This is a genomic window from Nocardioides seonyuensis, assembly GCF_004683965.1.
Lineage (GTDB): Bacteria > Actinomycetota > Actinomycetes > Propionibacteriales > Nocardioidaceae > Nocardioides > Nocardioides seonyuensis.
Genome location: NZ_CP038436.1, coordinates 1,694,517 through 1,708,352, shown reverse-complemented (window position 1 = coordinate 1,708,352; position 13,836 = coordinate 1,694,517). Strand labels below are relative to the sequence as shown.

The 13,836-nt window shown below is 70.5% G+C and carries 16 protein-coding genes; 9 read left to right on the top strand and 7 right to left on the bottom strand.

From position 1 onward, the window contains the following. Nucleotides 1-68: 68 nt before the first annotated feature. On the top strand, nucleotides 69-902 hold the full coding sequence (locus EXE58_RS08380) for a mechanosensitive ion channel family protein (protein ID WP_135267456.1): 834 nt from the start codon (nucleotides 69-71) through the stop codon (nucleotides 900-902). Between the two features lie 72 nt (nucleotides 903-974). Here the strand turns inward: EXE58_RS08380 and EXE58_RS08375 are convergent, their stop codons facing one another. Beyond that, complete coding sequence (locus tag EXE58_RS08375; RefSeq protein WP_135267455.1) at nucleotides 975-1,442, bottom strand: GNAT family N-acetyltransferase; 468 nt, start codon at nucleotides 1,440-1,442, stop codon at nucleotides 975-977. 54 nt (nucleotides 1,443-1,496) lie between these two features. Here EXE58_RS08375 and EXE58_RS08370 point away from each other — a divergent pair, with 54 nt between their 5' ends. Next, complete coding sequence (locus EXE58_RS08370) at nucleotides 1,497-2,087, top strand: dienelactone hydrolase family protein (protein ID WP_244242493.1); 591 nt, start codon at nucleotides 1,497-1,499, stop codon at nucleotides 2,085-2,087. 24 nt (nucleotides 2,088-2,111) lie between these two features. Here EXE58_RS08370 and EXE58_RS08365 read toward each other — a convergent pair whose 3' ends face one another. Both EXE58_RS08365 and EXE58_RS08360 read right to left on the bottom strand, forming a co-directional pair. Further along, nucleotides 2,112-2,747 carry a DUF4396 domain-containing protein gene (locus EXE58_RS08365; protein ID WP_244242492.1) on the bottom strand — a complete coding sequence of 212 codons (636 nt, stop codon included), beginning with the start codon at nucleotides 2,745-2,747 and terminating at the stop codon, nucleotides 2,112-2,114. A 48-nt stretch (nucleotides 2,748-2,795) separates the two neighbouring features. Beyond that, the gene (locus tag EXE58_RS08360) at nucleotides 2,796-3,437 is read right to left on the bottom strand and encodes a hypothetical protein (RefSeq protein WP_135267454.1); all 642 of its coding nucleotides are present in this window, start codon (nucleotides 3,435-3,437) and stop codon (nucleotides 2,796-2,798) included. 48 nt (nucleotides 3,438-3,485) lie between these two features. On the opposite strand from EXE58_RS08360, the gene EXE58_RS08355 reads away from it, so the two are divergent. Together EXE58_RS08355 and EXE58_RS08350 are read left to right on the top strand one after the other, a co-directional pair. Continuing rightward, entirely contained in the window at nucleotides 3,486-3,722 is a 237-nt protein-coding gene (locus tag EXE58_RS08355) for a nuclear transport factor 2 family protein (RefSeq protein ID WP_135267453.1), read from the top strand. 3 nt (nucleotides 3,723-3,725) lie between these two features. Continuing rightward, on the top strand, nucleotides 3,726-4,376 hold the full coding sequence (locus EXE58_RS08350; protein WP_135267452.1) for a hypothetical protein: 651 nt from the start codon (nucleotides 3,726-3,728) through the stop codon (nucleotides 4,374-4,376). Between the two features lies 1 nt (nucleotide 4,377). On the opposite strand, the gene EXE58_RS08345 is transcribed toward EXE58_RS08350, so the two are convergent. Continuing rightward, nucleotides 4,378-5,145: a TetR/AcrR family transcriptional regulator gene (locus EXE58_RS08345; RefSeq protein ID WP_135267451.1), complete on the bottom strand. Its 768-nt coding sequence runs from the start codon at nucleotides 5,143-5,145 to the stop codon at nucleotides 4,378-4,380. Nucleotides 5,146-5,224: 79 nt separating this feature from the next. On the opposite strand from EXE58_RS08345, the gene EXE58_RS08340 reads away from it, so the two are divergent. Beyond that, nucleotides 5,225-5,638, top strand: coding sequence for a VOC family protein (locus tag EXE58_RS08340; RefSeq protein WP_135267450.1), 414 nt, complete (start codon nucleotides 5,225-5,227; stop codon nucleotides 5,636-5,638). 27 nt (nucleotides 5,639-5,665) lie between these two features. Here EXE58_RS08340 and map read toward each other — a convergent pair whose 3' ends face one another. Both map and EXE58_RS08330 read right to left on the bottom strand, forming a co-directional pair. After that, complete coding sequence (gene map / locus EXE58_RS08335) at nucleotides 5,666-6,436, bottom strand: type I methionyl aminopeptidase (protein WP_135267449.1); 771 nt, start codon at nucleotides 6,434-6,436, stop codon at nucleotides 5,666-5,668. Between the two features lie 10 nt (nucleotides 6,437-6,446). Continuing rightward, entirely contained in the window at nucleotides 6,447-7,904 is a 1,458-nt protein-coding gene (locus tag EXE58_RS08330; RefSeq protein ID WP_135267448.1) for an FAD-dependent monooxygenase, read from the bottom strand. A 110-nt stretch (nucleotides 7,905-8,014) separates the two neighbouring features. On the opposite strand from EXE58_RS08330, the gene EXE58_RS08325 reads away from it, so the two are divergent. The 4 genes from EXE58_RS08325 (at nucleotide 8,015) to EXE58_RS08310 (ending at nucleotide 12,595) form a co-directional block, all read left to right on the top strand. Further along, a complete protein-coding gene (locus tag EXE58_RS08325; protein WP_244242491.1) occupies nucleotides 8,015-9,091 on the top strand; it encodes an alpha/beta hydrolase family protein in 1,077 nt (358 codons plus the stop codon). Between the two features lie 59 nt (nucleotides 9,092-9,150). After that, the gene (locus EXE58_RS08320) at nucleotides 9,151-9,957 is read left to right on the top strand and encodes a hypothetical protein (RefSeq protein WP_135267447.1); all 807 of its coding nucleotides are present in this window, start codon (nucleotides 9,151-9,153) and stop codon (nucleotides 9,955-9,957) included. Nucleotides 9,958-10,043: 86 nt separating this feature from the next. After that, nucleotides 10,044-10,688 carry a fasciclin domain-containing protein gene (locus EXE58_RS08315; protein WP_135267446.1) on the top strand — a complete coding sequence of 215 codons (645 nt, stop codon included), beginning with the start codon at nucleotides 10,044-10,046 and terminating at the stop codon, nucleotides 10,686-10,688. Nucleotides 10,689-10,936: 248 nt separating this feature from the next. Then, the gene (locus tag EXE58_RS08310; RefSeq protein WP_135267445.1) at nucleotides 10,937-12,595 is read left to right on the top strand and encodes a PP2C family protein-serine/threonine phosphatase; all 1,659 of its coding nucleotides are present in this window, start codon (nucleotides 10,937-10,939) and stop codon (nucleotides 12,593-12,595) included. Between the two features lie 375 nt (nucleotides 12,596-12,970). On the opposite strand, the gene EXE58_RS08305 is transcribed toward EXE58_RS08310, so the two are convergent. Beyond that, a complete protein-coding gene (locus tag EXE58_RS08305) occupies nucleotides 12,971-13,834 on the bottom strand; it encodes a DODA-type extradiol aromatic ring-opening family dioxygenase (RefSeq protein ID WP_135267444.1) in 864 nt (287 codons plus the stop codon). Between the last annotated feature and the right edge of the window lie 2 nt (nucleotides 13,835-13,836).

The following is a 13,836-nucleotide window of genomic DNA, read 5'->3' as shown; positions in this document are numbered from 1 at the left end:
CGATGGGGTACCGCCCTGTCCCCCCGCCGCGGCCGTGATGACCGCGGGACCCTGCTTGAGAGGACGTCATGGACATCGAGGAAAGCTTCGAGAACGCATTCGACAGGATCGTGGGGTTCCTCCCGAACCTGCTCGCCTTCCTACTGATCCTTCTGGTCGGCTACATCATCGCCAAGATCGTCGCCGCCGTCGTGGGCAAGCTGCTCGACAAGGTCGGGCTCGACCGCCGCCTCAAGGAGTCCGACTCCGCCCGGCACGTCGACGCCGTCCTGCCCGGCGCATCCGTCTCGCGCGGCATCGCGGCCGTCGTCTTCTGGCTGATCTTCATCTTCTTCATCGTGACTGCTGTCGGAGCGCTCGGCATCGACACGGCCACCGAGTTCATGAACCGTGTACTGGCCTTCCTCCCCAACGTGATCGTGGCGTTGCTGATCTTCGTCATCGCCGCGCTGCTCTCCGGGGCCGTCGCCGGCATGGTCGCCAAGTTCATGGGAGACACCCCGACGGGCAAGGTCGTGGCGACCGTCGTGCCCGCACTCATCATGGTGATCGCGTTCTTCATGATCCTCGAGCAGCTCCAGATCGCTCCCGAGATCGTCCGCATCGCCTTTGCTGCCGTGATGTTCGCCCTCGCACTGGGCCTCGCCCTCGCCTTCGGGCTGGGCGGTCGCGACGTCGCCGCCCGCATGCTCGAGAACGCCGAGGCCAAGGCCGGCGACGCACGCCGTCAGGCCGAGCAGGACATGCGCACCGGCAAGGCTCGCGCCGAGAGCGAGTACGGCGACCACTCGTCGTCGTCGACCGCGGCCACCTCGACCGGCTCGGCCACGACCACCACGAGCGCGCCGACGTCGACGACCGACACCCCGGGCAGCGCGACCCAGCAGTTCCCGCCTGCCTGACCCTCCTCCCTGACGGACCGTCGGACGCCTTCGCGGGCGTCCGGCGGTCCGTCCGCGTGTGCGGTGGCGGTGCTAGCGGGCCAGCTCCCGGATGTAGCAGAGCATCCGGTAGTCCTCGCCCGGCTCGATGTTCACGAAGCCGTGGCGCTCGTAGAACCTTCGGGTGTCGGTGTCGACCTCGTCGACGTTGATGTGCATCTCGGCGCCGCCTCGCTCACGCACGATCCGCACGGCCTCGGTGAGCAGCGCCGTACCGATGCCTCGATCACGGAGCCACGGCACGACGTAGAGCTCTTCGAGCTGCGCGAGCCGACCGTCGTAGTAGGGCGTCGGGCGCAGGGTCAGGTAGGCGAAGCCCGTCCAGGCACCCTCGGAGCCGGCGAGCAGGACGAGCACGTCCTCCCGCTCCAGAAGCGCCCGGAACCGTCGGGCCAGGTCGGCCGCCGGCGGCCCGGCCGTCTCGAACTCGTCGTTGAAGTCCCGCAGCAGCTGGCCGACGACCTCCGCGTGGGAGGGACGGGCGACGAGTAGCGTCTCCATCCTCCGACCGTAGACCCGCTCTGGTCTCTCTGATCGTGCCAAGACATTCGACCCATGACCGAGGAAGCTCCTGACATGGCTGACGTGCTGCTCTACCACCACATCCAGGGCCTCACCGACGGGGTGCGCGCCTTCGCCGACGACCTGCGGCAGGCCGGACACACCGTCCACACACCCGACCTGTTCGACGGGCGCACGTTCGACAGCATCGAGGAAGGATTCGAGTTCGCCCGCCGCACGGGGCTCGACGAGGTACGCGAGCGTGGCGCCGCGGCAGCAGCGGATCTCGGTCCCGGGCTCGTCTACGCCGGCTTCTCCTTCGGCGTGACGATCGCCCAGCGGCTCGCACAGACGCGGCCCGGCGCGCGCGGGGCACTGCTCATGTACTCCTGCATCCCGGTCGCCGAGTTCGGACAGGCATGGCCGGAGGGCGTGCCGGTGCAGATCCACGGGAAGGAGGGCGACGAGTTCTTCGACGAGGACCTGCCGGCCGCCCGCGAGCTCGCCGCCTCCACGACGGCCGCCGAGCTGTTCGTCTATCCCGGCGACCAGCACCTGTTCGCCGACCCCTCGCTCGACGCCTACGACCCCGAGGCGGCCGGGCTGCTCATGGAGCGGGTGCGCGCCTTCCTAGCCTCGGTCTGATCGGCGTGCCCGGATCGGCCGGCGTCAGTGGCCGACCACCGCGACCTCGGGCTCGGTGATCTCGGCCGCGACGGAGACGACCAGCCCGCCGATCATGAACGCAGTGATCGCGGCGACCAGGACGGGAGTGGGCAGGGCCGGGATGAAGCGGCGGAGGCCGGCGGCCTCGCTGGCCTGGCCGTGGAACTCGTGGGTCAGGGCGTGGCCCTTGCCGCGGGCGAGCAGGTAGCGGTTGACGGGGTAGGCCGCGAAGAAGGCGACGGTCAGCGCCAGCATCATCGAGGCCCAGAAGACGGGATTGACCAGCCCGGCCTCCATCGCTCCGGGGATCACCGCCATGACGAGGTTGTCGACGACCTCCATCGTCGCGATGGACAGGGTGTCGGCCGCGAGGACGACGCTCAACGCGGCACCGATCCCGAGGCCGGCCTTGAGGAGGGGCAGCGTCGAGAGCAGGTAGCCGAAGAGGAACGCGAGGCCGACTGCCAGCGCGATCGTCCATCCCGTGCCCAGGCCGATCGCCGTGCCGATCATCAGGCCGAGGATCTCGCCGATCGCACAGCCGGTGAGGCAGTGGAGGGTGGCGCTGACCGCCATCGCGGCCGACGAACCGTGGGAGGTGCCGTGTTCCTGGGTGTGCTCCATGTGCTGGTGGTCCATGTGTGCAACATACCCCTAGGGGGTATGTAGGACAAGGGGTGCAGGAGGTCAAATGTCCTGTTTCTGTCGAGCGGCCCGACCAGCCAGGGCCTCGGCGGCTCGTCGTACGACATCAGCCTGCTCGGGATCGGCGGCCACCTCGTGCGGGACCTCGCCCCCCAGCAGCGCAGCCGGCTCGGTCAGCCACCCCCACACCCGCCACGGGTCCATGCGCGCGGCCAGCAGCGGACGGAGCACCGGCTCGAGCTCGGGCCGCAGCTCGCCGTCGGCCCTCAGCTGGAAGGCGGGTACGACGACCCGCTCGGCGTCGGTGACCACCAGCAGCGCGTGCTGGTCCCGCGCCTTGTGGACGGCGAACCGGGTCGCGTTGAGCGTCGTACCGCGCCGACGGGCCAGCCCTTGGTAGTCAAGCACCTCGCTGTCGAGCAGGCGCTCGCGCACCCGCGCCAGCCGGCGCAGCCGGACCAGCGCCAACGGCACGGCGTGGACCGGGTCATCGCCGTCCTGGTGGAGCAACCGGTCGAGGTCGTCGAGCTGGTCGGGGGTCAGTGGCTCGCCAGTGCCGGGGTCCGTCCACGACACATTTCCGTCCTCGCCGCGGGCGAAGGTGGGGAGCCCCGCGGGGCCGAGCTGCTCGGCGAGACCGAGTCGGTCGATCCAGTTGGCGAGGCCTGTCGCTGTGTCGTCCACGTGACCAATCTTCCACGGTTGGGCTAGACCACCCCCTAGTCTCTTGACATGGCCGAGCAGGTGGCAGCGGTCGGGAACATCCTGACCCATCTCGAACGAGGTGACTGGTCACGCCTGCGCCGCGACCTGTCCCCTGCCGTCCACTGGACGACTGCGGTCGAGGAGGAGCTGCACGGGATCGACGCCGTCCTGGAGTGCCTGGCCCGCGACCCGGTGCCCGGGCCTCCCGCCTACCACGAGGTGCGCGACGGCCTCGTGGTCCGTTGGATCGACAAGGTCGGCTGAGGCATGCAGCTCCAGGCCATCCTCCTGCCGCCACCCGAGGTGATCGACGGGGTTCTCACCGCTGCCAAGAGCGTCGCGATCGCCCGGCCGGCGGACGAGGAAGCCGCCGGCAAGGGTGTGGGCCGGCTCTTCAAGAAGGGCTCTCGCCTCCCGCCGCTGCCGCCGCTGGAGATCGTGCCCATCGCGACGCCGAGCGTGAAGGTCGTCCGGTTCGGCAACGTCACCAACGACGACGCCGAAAGGCTGGGCGAGGCCCTGGCCAAGGCCGCGGGCGAGTGGCGCGCGCTGAATCTCCACGTCGTCGGGATCCGGGTCGAGCAGACGTCCACCCAGTTCCTGCTGACCGCCGAGCTCGGCGGCGACACCGACCTGGCGTGGAGCCTCTTCCGCAGCGTTAACGACGTGGCCCGCACCCAGCGCTTCTTCCTCGACCGCCGCAGCTTCCAACCGGCCTTCGCCTTCGCGAGCATGACGATCGGCGGCGAGCCCAACCCGACCCAGCTGGCGACCGTGCCGGAGTTCGCCCTCGGCGACGCCGAGAGCTACACCGGGCCTCGCTGGCACGCCACCTACCTCGACCTCGTCAGCGTCCCCTTCGCCCCCAACGCCCCGCTGGAAGCGGTGAGCGAGATCCCGCTCGTCACCGACGACTGACTCACCCCTCGATCAGGACGCCCAAGCCGTCGAGTGTCCGCGCCAGCCCGAACTCCCAGGCACGATCTGCGTCCCAGGCACTCCCCTGCGCCTCTCCTGCTGCAGCACCCACACGGACGGCGAGCGGGAACTCCTCGGGGTCGAACACCCTGGCCAGAACCGGCTGGTTGGCAGCCCACCAGTCTGCGTCGCTCATGGCGGAGTCCGTGGTCACCCGCCGGGCGTCGTGGGTCGCCCGGCAGTGGGACTGGACGAAGCCGAGGAGGTGGCTGAGGGCAGCGTCGATGTCGACGTCGCCGAGGCCGGTGTCCACGAACGCCCCGAGCTCGTGCTCGTACTTCGCCATCAGCCCCGGCCCGAGCGGAGGCCGGCTGAGCGCGGCGACCTCGGTGAGCCAGGCTCGGGTGGTCAGCAGCTCGCGGTTGTCCGCGGCAACGGTCGCGGCGCGCTTGCGCCACGACTGCGTGGCCCGCCACGGCGTACGGCGCATGCGCTCGTAGCAGGCGTCGACCATGAGGTCGAGCAGCTCCGGCTTGCCCGGGACGTAGGTGTAGACCGACATCGCGGAGACGCCCACCCGGTCCGCCACGGCGCGCATGGTGACCGCCGCGAGGCCTTCCTCGTCGGCGATCTCGAGGGCGGAGTCCACGACCTGCATGACGCTGACAGATCGCGCCGGCCCCTTGCGCGGGGTGGTGGTTGCCGGCTCGTTCCACAGCAGGGCCAGGGTGCGGCTGGGCTCTCCGGCTCCGGTGCTGTTCGACGTCACGGCCGAATTCTTGCACGGCTTCGTTCTACGCTGTACGGTGTACGCCGTACAGAGTTCGATGATCTTGAGAGGGAACTGCATGCGCATCACCGAGACCGCCATCTCGCTCAACGTGCCTGACGTCGCGGCGTCCGCCGCTTGGGCCTCGAAGCACCTCGGCTTCAGCGAGGTCATGGCCGCCGAGGGATTCAGCTCGTTGGCCCACCCCGACGCCGGGTTCAACCTGATCTACCTCCGCACCGGCCTTCCGACGTTCAAGCCGTCGACGGCGGCGGGTCGCGCGGACGGCCTGCTGGTCGTCTTCACGGTCGAGGACGTCGACGCCGACTATGCCCAGCTGCAGGAGCAGGGGGTCGACATCGTGACGCCGATCGAGACCGAGCCGTGGGGCGAGCGCTACTTCCAGATGACCGACCCCAACGGCGTGGTCTACCAGCTCGTCCAGTGGGTCGAGCCCACTGATCCGCAGTACGCCGCGGGAGATGACGGATGAACGCCGGAGCGTCGAGGGTCGTGACGGCTAGCCGGCGCGGAGGGTGAGGACGATCGGGTCGCCCTCGGTGATGGCGACGGTGTGCTCGGAGTGGGCGGTGCGGCTGCCGTCCTTGCTGCGCAGCGTCCACCCGTCGGGGTCCATGACCAGCTGGTCGGTGCCGTGCATGAACCACGGCTCGATCGCGATCACCAGGCCGGGGCGCAGGCCGTAGCCGCGTCCGGGCCGGCCGGCGTTGGGGATGTGGGGGTCGCCGTGCATCGTGCGCCCGACACCGTGGCCGCCGAACTCGGTGTTGACCGAGAGTCCGGCCTCGGTCGCCACGGTCGAGATCGCGTGGGAGATGTCGCCCACCTTGTTGCCGGCGCGGGCCACGGCGATGGCGGCCTCGAGCGCCCGCTCGGTGACGGCGATCAGCTCGAGGTCCGCCTCGTCGGCCCGGCCCACCACCAGGCTCACCGCGGAGTCGGACACCCAGCCGTCGACGCTCGCGGCGAAGTCGAGGCTCAGCAGGTCCCCGTCGCGCAGGCGGTAGTCGTGCGGGCGACCGTGCAGGACTGCGTCGTTGACCGAGGTGCACAGGACGTTGCCGAACGGTCCACGACCGAACGACGGGGCGTAGTCGATGTAGCAGGACTCCGCCCCGCGCTCGCGGATCAGCTCGTGGGCGAAGGCGTCGAGCTCGAGCAGATTGACCCCCACCGCCGCCCGCTCCTTCAGGGCCGTGAGCGTCGACGCGACGAACTCGCCGGCAGCTCGCATCTGCTCGATCTCGGCGGGGGTGCGCAACTCGATCATGGTCCAAAGGCTAGTCCCGGGCCGGGCCGAACCACGCTTCCAGCGCCTCGCGCAGCCCGGCGTCGGACCCCTCGCCCACCCAGGCCACGTGGCCGTCCGGCCGGACGAGCACGGCGGTGGGCGCCGGCACGATCCCCAGCACCGGCAGCTCCCACGTGCCGTCGTACGACGCCCGCACCAGGTCGACGCGGTCGGCCCACCCGGCGAGGTCGAGACGCCCCTCGACACCGAGGTCGATGAGCAGCGGCCGGGCCGCGTGGAGGAAGGCGTAGGCACGGCGTGGCCCCTCGGGCGTGTCCAGGTCGACGTCGGGCATGCGCCTGCCGAGCAGCGGGTGGCCCGCCCCGAGGTCGTAGTGGACGTCCAGGCCCGAGAGCAGCCCCGTGACGTGACGTCTGGGTTCGTCGAAGGCGGCCAGCTCGCCCACCAGGTCGCGCACGGCGGCGATCCGGCTGTTGCCGCCCTGCAGGCCGGTCTGCGCCATCGTGTGCTGCAGCACGCGCGCGTCGGCCGGGTGTCGCTCGGCGTGGTAGGTGTCGAGCAGGGAGTCGGGGGACGTGCCGCGCACGACCTGGGCGAGCTTCCAGCCCAGGTTGACCGCGTCCTGAACCCCGAGCCCGATGCCCTGCCCGCCCGCAGGGAAGTGCACGTGGGCGGCATCGCCCGCGAGCAGCACGCGCTCGGTCCGGTAGGACTCCGCCTGGCGGGTGGCGTCGGTGAACCTCGAGACCCAGGTCGGGTCGTGGACCCCGAAGTCGGTGCCGAACACCGCGGTCAGGGCCGCGGACAGGTCCTCCAGCGTCGGTTCGGCCGCCGGGCCGACCCTGCCCTCTCCGACCACGACCCGCACAGTCCGCCCGTCCTCCATCAGGTGCAGCCCGTGGATGCCGCGCTCGTCGTGCCGAACGCCACTGGGGATCTCCTCGGCGACCTGGACCTCCGCGATGAGCGCGCTCCGGGTGGCCGACTCACCGGCGAAGACGATGCCGGCAGCACGTCGTACGACGCTGCGCCCGCCGTCGGCACCGACGAGGTAGCGGGCCGGCACCGGGGACCCTCCCTCGACGTGCACCCCGACCCCGCCGTCGTCCTGCTCGAACCCGGTGACCTCGACGCCGCGGCGGATCGGGACACCGAGCTCCTCGACCCAGCCCAGCAGGATCCGCTCGATGTGGTTCTGCCACAGGCCGAGCGTGTAGGGGTGGCGGGTCGGGAAGTCGGTGAGGTCGAGGGCGGTGGCGCCGAGGGCGAGGACCTGCACGGTCTGCCCCTCGTCGAGGAACCGCTCCACGATGCCGCGCTGGTCCAGGACCTCGAGGGTGCGGGCGTGGAAGCCGCCCGCCCGTGACCCGACCAGCTCCGCCGTCTCGCGCCGCTCCAGGACCAGCACGTCCACGCCGGCCAACGCCAGCTCCCCGGCCAGCATGAGTCCCGTCGGGCCGCCGCCCGCGATGACCACGTCGTGCATCTCGTCTCCCCCTCGGCAGGCCGGCAGGGTGCCGGTCGTCTCGCCAGCGGACGAGTGTGGGTCATGCCCGGGGCCTTGCCGCAAGCCCCGGGTCCGGCTATACCTTGGAAGTGGAGAGGCGGACCGGGGCACGCAGCGCGGCCCTGGCGCTCGTCGTCCTCGTCGCAGTCGGCTGCACCGTCGATCCCAGCCCCGAGGCCGCGCCCACCCCGACCTCGGACTCCGCGTCGACGACCGAGCCGACACCCAGCCCGGAACCCACGTCCTCGCCCTCCGAGAGCGCGAGCCCTCCGCCGCACCCGATCTCGATGGCGGCGCTGGCCGCGGCCGAGCTCACCGGCGGCGACCTGCGGCTCGGCCGGGTCCGCGAGCAGACGGCGAGCTTCACGTCGTACGACGTCACCTTCTCCTCGACGACCGCCGGCGCCGGCACGCGCCCGCTGACCATCAGCGGGGTGCTCAACGTCCCCCGTGGGCGCGGCCCGTTCCCCGCCGTCGTGCTGGCCCACGGCTACATCGACCCCGCCTACTACGTGCGCGGCCAGGGCATGACGCGCGAGCGCGGCTTCCTCGCCGACCGGGGGTTCGTGGCCCTGCACGTCGACTACCGCAACCACGCCGAGTCGAGCGACGACCCTCGCGTGAACACCGCCGTGCGCCTGGGCTACGCCGCCGACGTCGTCGCCGCGGTGCACGCGCTGCGGAAGTCGCCCGACGTGGGGGTCGACCCCGACCGGATCGCGCTGTTCGGTCGGTCGATGGGCGGCGGCGTCGTGCAGAAGGTGCTCGCCGCCGAGCCGGGACTCGTGGTCGCCGGCGTGGCCTGGGCGTCGGTGTCGAGCCTGGAGGCCGAGAACTTCCTGCACTTCAACGCCCGTGACGCCGCCGATGCAGAGCTGCGGGCCGAGCTGCGCGACCGCCACGGCCTCCCTGCGGAGGACCCGGAGTTCTGGCGGAACCTCTCGGTCCGTCCGGCCTTCGACGAGATCACCGAGCCGGTGCTGATGGTCCACGGCAGGTACGACGACACCTGCCCGCCCCGCTGGGCGCGCGCCACCCAGCGCGCCATGGTTGAGGCAGGCGTCGACTCCACCCTGGAGTGGTACGACGACGGGCACGCCTTCGGGCCCGCGTTCTTCGCGGCGATGGACCGCACGGTGCGGTTCCTGCGTGCGCGGATGGGCTGAGTAGCGCCGGCGCGGTCACCGCGGGGAAGGTGTGCGTTCCTGTGACAGGGTGACGCCTCGTGACGTGGGACTGGGAGCGCCTGAGCACCGTGCTGCGCCGCCTCAAGCTGCCGGCCGAGGAGTACGCCGTCGGCACCGTGGGTCACGGACTCTCCCGCGATCGTGCGTCGACCGCCGACCGGGTCGAGCTCCTCGTCACCGAGACGGGGTGGCGACGCCTCAAGGAGCGGGCCTGGCGCGAGGCGGCTGGAGGGAGCCTCCTGCGGCATCCGAAGGAGCGCTCCCTGACCGCTCGTCTCGTCCTGCTGGACAGCGTCCGTCACGAGGTCGTCGAGGTGGACGGGATCCCGGTCGTCGGTGTCGAGCCAGACGTCCCGGAGGAGCGCCGCCAGTCGTGGAGCGAGCGGACGGCCACGGCAACGTCCGGTGTCCTGCTCGCGATCGCCATCGGCGCGGTGGTCTACGGCTCGGTGTTCTTCTACCCCACGACCGAGCCCGCGACGATCTGGCAGCACCTCACGTTCCGGACCGAGAAGGTGGAGGCGACCGTCGAGGGTTGGAACGAGGGCAGCACCTGCACCGGCCTGCCGACCTACGACATCTCGCCGCGGATCGGTGTGACCCTCACCTGGACCGACGAGGGGCAGACGCGCTCGGGCTACTACACCGGCTGCGGCGCCTCGGTGGACAGCCCGCAGGACATCTGGGTCACCGCGGAGGGTGAGGTGGCGAGCCAGAGCTCACCCTGGGTCGACCACCTGTGGCCGGCGATCGTGGTCGGGATCGTGCCGTACGCCTTCGTCGTCTGGCCGGTCGTCGATCGCCTGCGAAGTCGCTGGTGGCGTCGACGCACCAGCCGAAGGTAAAGCTTCGACGGCTCTGCATCCACTGGTCTCCATCGGACAGAGAACCCGGTGATCGCACCTCGCGATCACTAGGAGAGGACGAGACCATGAGAATGTTCCGACGCCTGGCACTCACCCTGGCCCTGCCGCTCGCTGTCGTCGCACCCGCGGCGACCGCCTCGGCATCAGTGAGCGAGCCCTCGGGAACCCGCAGCCTCGCGGAGGTCCTGACGGCCGACGGCAACCAGTTCGACCGCAATGCCTACGACTACGACATCGTGACCGAGGCCGTCCTGGCCGTGATCGCCGCAGACACCGACGGCAACAGCCCGGTGCGTCTGCTGGCCGACGGAACCGTGCCGCTCACCGCCTTCATCCCCAACGACCGCGCCTTCCAGGTGCTCGTCAAGGACCTCACCGGACGCTGGGTGCGCGACGAGGCCGCGGTGTTCTCCGCCGTCGCCGGTCTGGGCATCGACACGGTCGAGAACGTCCTGCTCTACCACGTCGTCCCCGGGGCCACCCTCACCTCGCGTGACGCCGTCGGCGCCAACGGCGCCCAGCTCACCACGGCCCTCGGCCCCACCATCGGCGTGCGTGTGCTCAGCCGGTGGCTCCCGATCATCCAGCTCCGCGACCAGGACCCCAGCGACGTCGACCCCTTCGTCAACCCCTTCGCTCTCGACGTGAACCGCGGCAACGCGCAGATCGCGCACGGCATCACGTTCGTGCTGCGCCCGGCCGACCTCTGACCTGACCCACCTCGAGGCCCGGTCCGAGAGGCACCCCGACATCCAGGAACTGCGGCGGCGAGCCGACCTGCCCGCCGGGTCACGCTGCCGCAGTCGCCTCCTACCGTGCCGGGGTCGGTGACTCGCCCGTCATCTCGCGGGCGACTACCTCGGCTTCCCGTGGACCGACTCCGCCGCAGCCACCAAGCCACAACTGTGTGGTCATTGCACCCTCGGCGACGAGCCGGCGAACCTACACTGACGCGACCATGACAGCGAGCGGCGCGGCATCGTTCGAGGCGGCGGGGCCCCTCCAGTCCCACTACAAGGCTGTCGACTGGCAGGCGACGTCGTTGGGACCCGTCGAGGAATGGACACCGGCGTTGCTGGCCACGGTCGACCTCATGCTCAACACCAACTTCCCGATGGCAGTGCTCTGGGGCCCGGATTTCGTCGTGCTCTACAACCAGGGCTACACCGACCTGATCGGGGACAAGCACCCCAGCGCTCTCGGGAGTACAGCGGCACAAGTGTTCCCCGAGGCCATGGACTTCATCGGTCCCATGATGGAAGGGGTCCTGGCCGGTCGGGGCAACCACTGGTACGAGGACGCCGCCGTGCCGCTGCACCGCCGCGGATATCTCGAGGAGTGCTACTTCACCTTCTCCTACTCGCCCGTGAGTGGCGGGGGCGGTGAGGTGGAAGGGGTCCTGATCGTCGCCACCGAGACCTCCGTCCGCGTGGTGACGTCCCGCAGACAGACGCTGTTGGCGCACCTGCTGGAGCGGCTTGTCGGTGTGCGAGACCTCGACGAGCTTGCCGAGCAGACGTGCGCAGCGCTGCGCACCGACGCTGCCGATCTGCCTGTCGTCGACCTGTATCTCGACGGGGTCCGGGCCCGGTCGACAGGCTCCGACCTCTCCCTTGACCCGGTGCCGCCCGCCGGCGCCTCAGGCGAGCGCCTCGTCGCCGACACTCATGACGGCACCACGACTGTCTGGCTCCCCCTGGAGCGGCGCGAGGACGAGCCCTCACTCCCCTCCGACATCGAGAGCCCTCCCAGCGGGATGATGGTGGCGAGGTGCAGCGACCAGCTGCCCTTCACCCCCGGGTACGAGCTGTTTCTCCGGCTCGTGGCAGACGCGGTTGCGCACAGCATGAGTCGGCTGGCCGCTCGCGCCGCCGAAGTCGCCCTCCATGAGCAGGAACACGACTTCTCGACGGCACTGCAGCGCAGCCTGCTGAGCGCTCCACCCCAGTCCGACGACATTCGAGTAGCGGTGCGCTACGAGCCAGCGACTGCGGCGGCTCAAGTGGGGGGCGACTGGCACGACTGCTTCGTACTCCAGGACGGTGCGTTGGCGGTGACCATCGGTGACGTCGCGGGTCACGACCGGGACGCTGCGGCCGGTATGGCACAGGTCCGCAACATGCTGCGCGGTATCGCCTACACGCTGGAGGAGCCCCCCGCGGCCATGATGCGTGCGCTCGACAAGGCGATGGACGGGCTGGGCATGAACACCATCGCCACCGCCATCATGGGTCGCATAGATCGTGAGTCCACCGACGGCCGCCAGCGGCTGGTGCTGCGGTGGACCAACGCCGGGCATCCCCCGCCGGTGCTCATCAGCCCTGAGGGGGAGGTCGAGCTGCTGACCGGCACCCCTGACGTCCTCCTGGGAGTGCTGCCTGAGGGCGATCGCGTCGACCACGCACGAACCTTGGAACCAGGGTCCTCCGTGGTCTTCTACACCGACGGCCTCGTCGACAGACGTTCCCAGGACCTTGACCACGGCTTCGACTGGTTGACCCGCACCTTGTCGCATCACGCGGGCCAGGACCACGAGCAGTTGGCCGACACCCTCCTCGCCGAGCAGATGCCCGACAGCGATGACGACGTGGCCATTCTCGTCCTCCACGTGTCCTGACGACGCTCGGACAGACGGCTGTCGAGACGCAGGAAAGATTGACGAACTCCCCGCGGGGAACCTTGAGGAAGCGGGGTCAATCAGCAATCCCTCGTCAAAGTGCGACCGTCGGCCGTCCGGTCGTCACGGGTGTGCCCCGCGAGACGCTCCCGTCCCGGACAGTGCTCCGGACAGGGCCTACGGGAGGCGAGCATGCCTGTGCGGCCGTCTATCATCGGGGTTCCCGCGTGAGGATGGGCTATCGGTGAGCGCGTCCCGTTTCCCAGACCCCAGCGGAAGCGGGTACGTGCCGCGCCCTCACGGCACTGACCGCGTCCGCACTCGGTTCGTCAACCGGTACGTGCGCTGGCGTTGTGGGGCAAGGGTGTGAGCGGGTCAGGCCACCTGCAGCGATCGGATTGAGTTGCCGAAGGTGATCCGCTCGATCGCGTTGGTGACCCGGTGCGGGGCGGCGGCTCCGAGGGTGAGCAGCAGTGGCACGAAGTGGTCGGCGGTGGGGTGCGCGACGCCGGCGCCGGGTGCCTTGTGCTGGTAGTCGGTGAGCGCGTCGACGTCGCCGCGGGAGAGGGCGTCGGCAGCCCACTCGTCGAAGGCGGTGATGTGGCCGAGCAGCCGCGGGTCGCGCATCACGGCGAAGCTGTGGGTCATGAAGCCCGACCCGATCACCAGCACGCCCTCCTCGCGCAGGTGGCGCAGGCGCTCTCCCAGGGTGAGCAGCGCCACCGGGTCGAGGCTGGGCATGCTGAGCTGGATGACCGGGACGTCGGCGGCGGGGTACATCGCCATCAGCGGGATGAAGGCGCCGTGGTCGAGTCCGCGGTCGACCCAATGGTGCAGGGGCCTCGTGTCGGCCAGTGTCCCGGCCACCTGGTGGGCGAGAGCGGCCGCGTCGGGCGTGGCGTAGGGCAACGTGTAGTAGCGCGGGTGGAAGCCGCCGAAGTCGTAGTAGAGCGGTGTCCCGGCGGCGGAGCCGGAGATGGCCAGTGGTGCGTTGTCCCAGTGGGCGGAGACCACCACGATCGCCCGTGGCTCCGGCATCGACTGGCCCCAGGCGAAGAGGTCGGCGAGCCATTGCGGGTCGTCGAGGGTCGGCGGGGCTCCGTGGCTGACTAACAGCGCCGGCAGCGGCCCGTCGGACGGCTCCCAGGAACGCTGCGCGCGGGCCTGGAGAAGGGCCCGGGCCAGGAGGTCGTCGTACGCGCCGGCCGGGACGGCGGGGTTGAACGGGTCGGTGGTCACTG

What these genes read in the sequence shown, in the direction of transcription:
- EXE58_RS08350 (WP_135267452.1), top strand. Translation starts at nt 3,726, where the DNA reads ATGCAGCTCCAGGCCATCCTCCTGCCGCCACCCGAGGTGATCGACGGG.
- EXE58_RS08355 (WP_135267453.1), top strand. Translation starts at nt 3,486, where the DNA reads ATGGCCGAGCAGGTGGCAGCGGTCGGGAACATCCTGACCCATCTCGAA.
- EXE58_RS08330 (WP_135267448.1), bottom strand. Translation starts at nt 7,904, where the DNA reads ATGCACGACGTGGTCATCGCGGGCGGCGGCCCGACGGGACTCATGCTG.
- EXE58_RS08315 (WP_135267446.1), top strand. Translation starts at nt 10,044, where the DNA reads ATGAGAATGTTCCGACGCCTGGCACTCACCCTGGCCCTGCCGCTCGCT.
- EXE58_RS08380 (WP_135267456.1), top strand. Translation starts at nt 69, where the DNA reads ATGGACATCGAGGAAAGCTTCGAGAACGCATTCGACAGGATCGTGGGG.
- EXE58_RS08365 (WP_244242492.1), bottom strand. Translation starts at nt 2,747, where the DNA reads ATGGACCACCAGCACATGGAGCACACCCAGGAACACGGCACCTCCCAC.
- map (WP_135267449.1), bottom strand. Translation starts at nt 6,436, where the DNA reads ATGATCGAGTTGCGCACCCCCGCCGAGATCGAGCAGATGCGAGCTGCC.
- EXE58_RS08340 (WP_135267450.1), top strand. Translation starts at nt 5,225, where the DNA reads ATGCGCATCACCGAGACCGCCATCTCGCTCAACGTGCCTGACGTCGCG.
- EXE58_RS08310 (WP_135267445.1), top strand. Translation starts at nt 10,937, where the DNA reads ATGACAGCGAGCGGCGCGGCATCGTTCGAGGCGGCGGGGCCCCTCCAG.
- EXE58_RS08370 (WP_244242493.1), top strand. Translation starts at nt 1,497, where the DNA reads ATGACCGAGGAAGCTCCTGACATGGCTGACGTGCTGCTCTACCACCAC.
- EXE58_RS08375 (WP_135267455.1), bottom strand. Translation starts at nt 1,442, where the DNA reads ATGGAGACGCTACTCGTCGCCCGTCCCTCCCACGCGGAGGTCGTCGGC.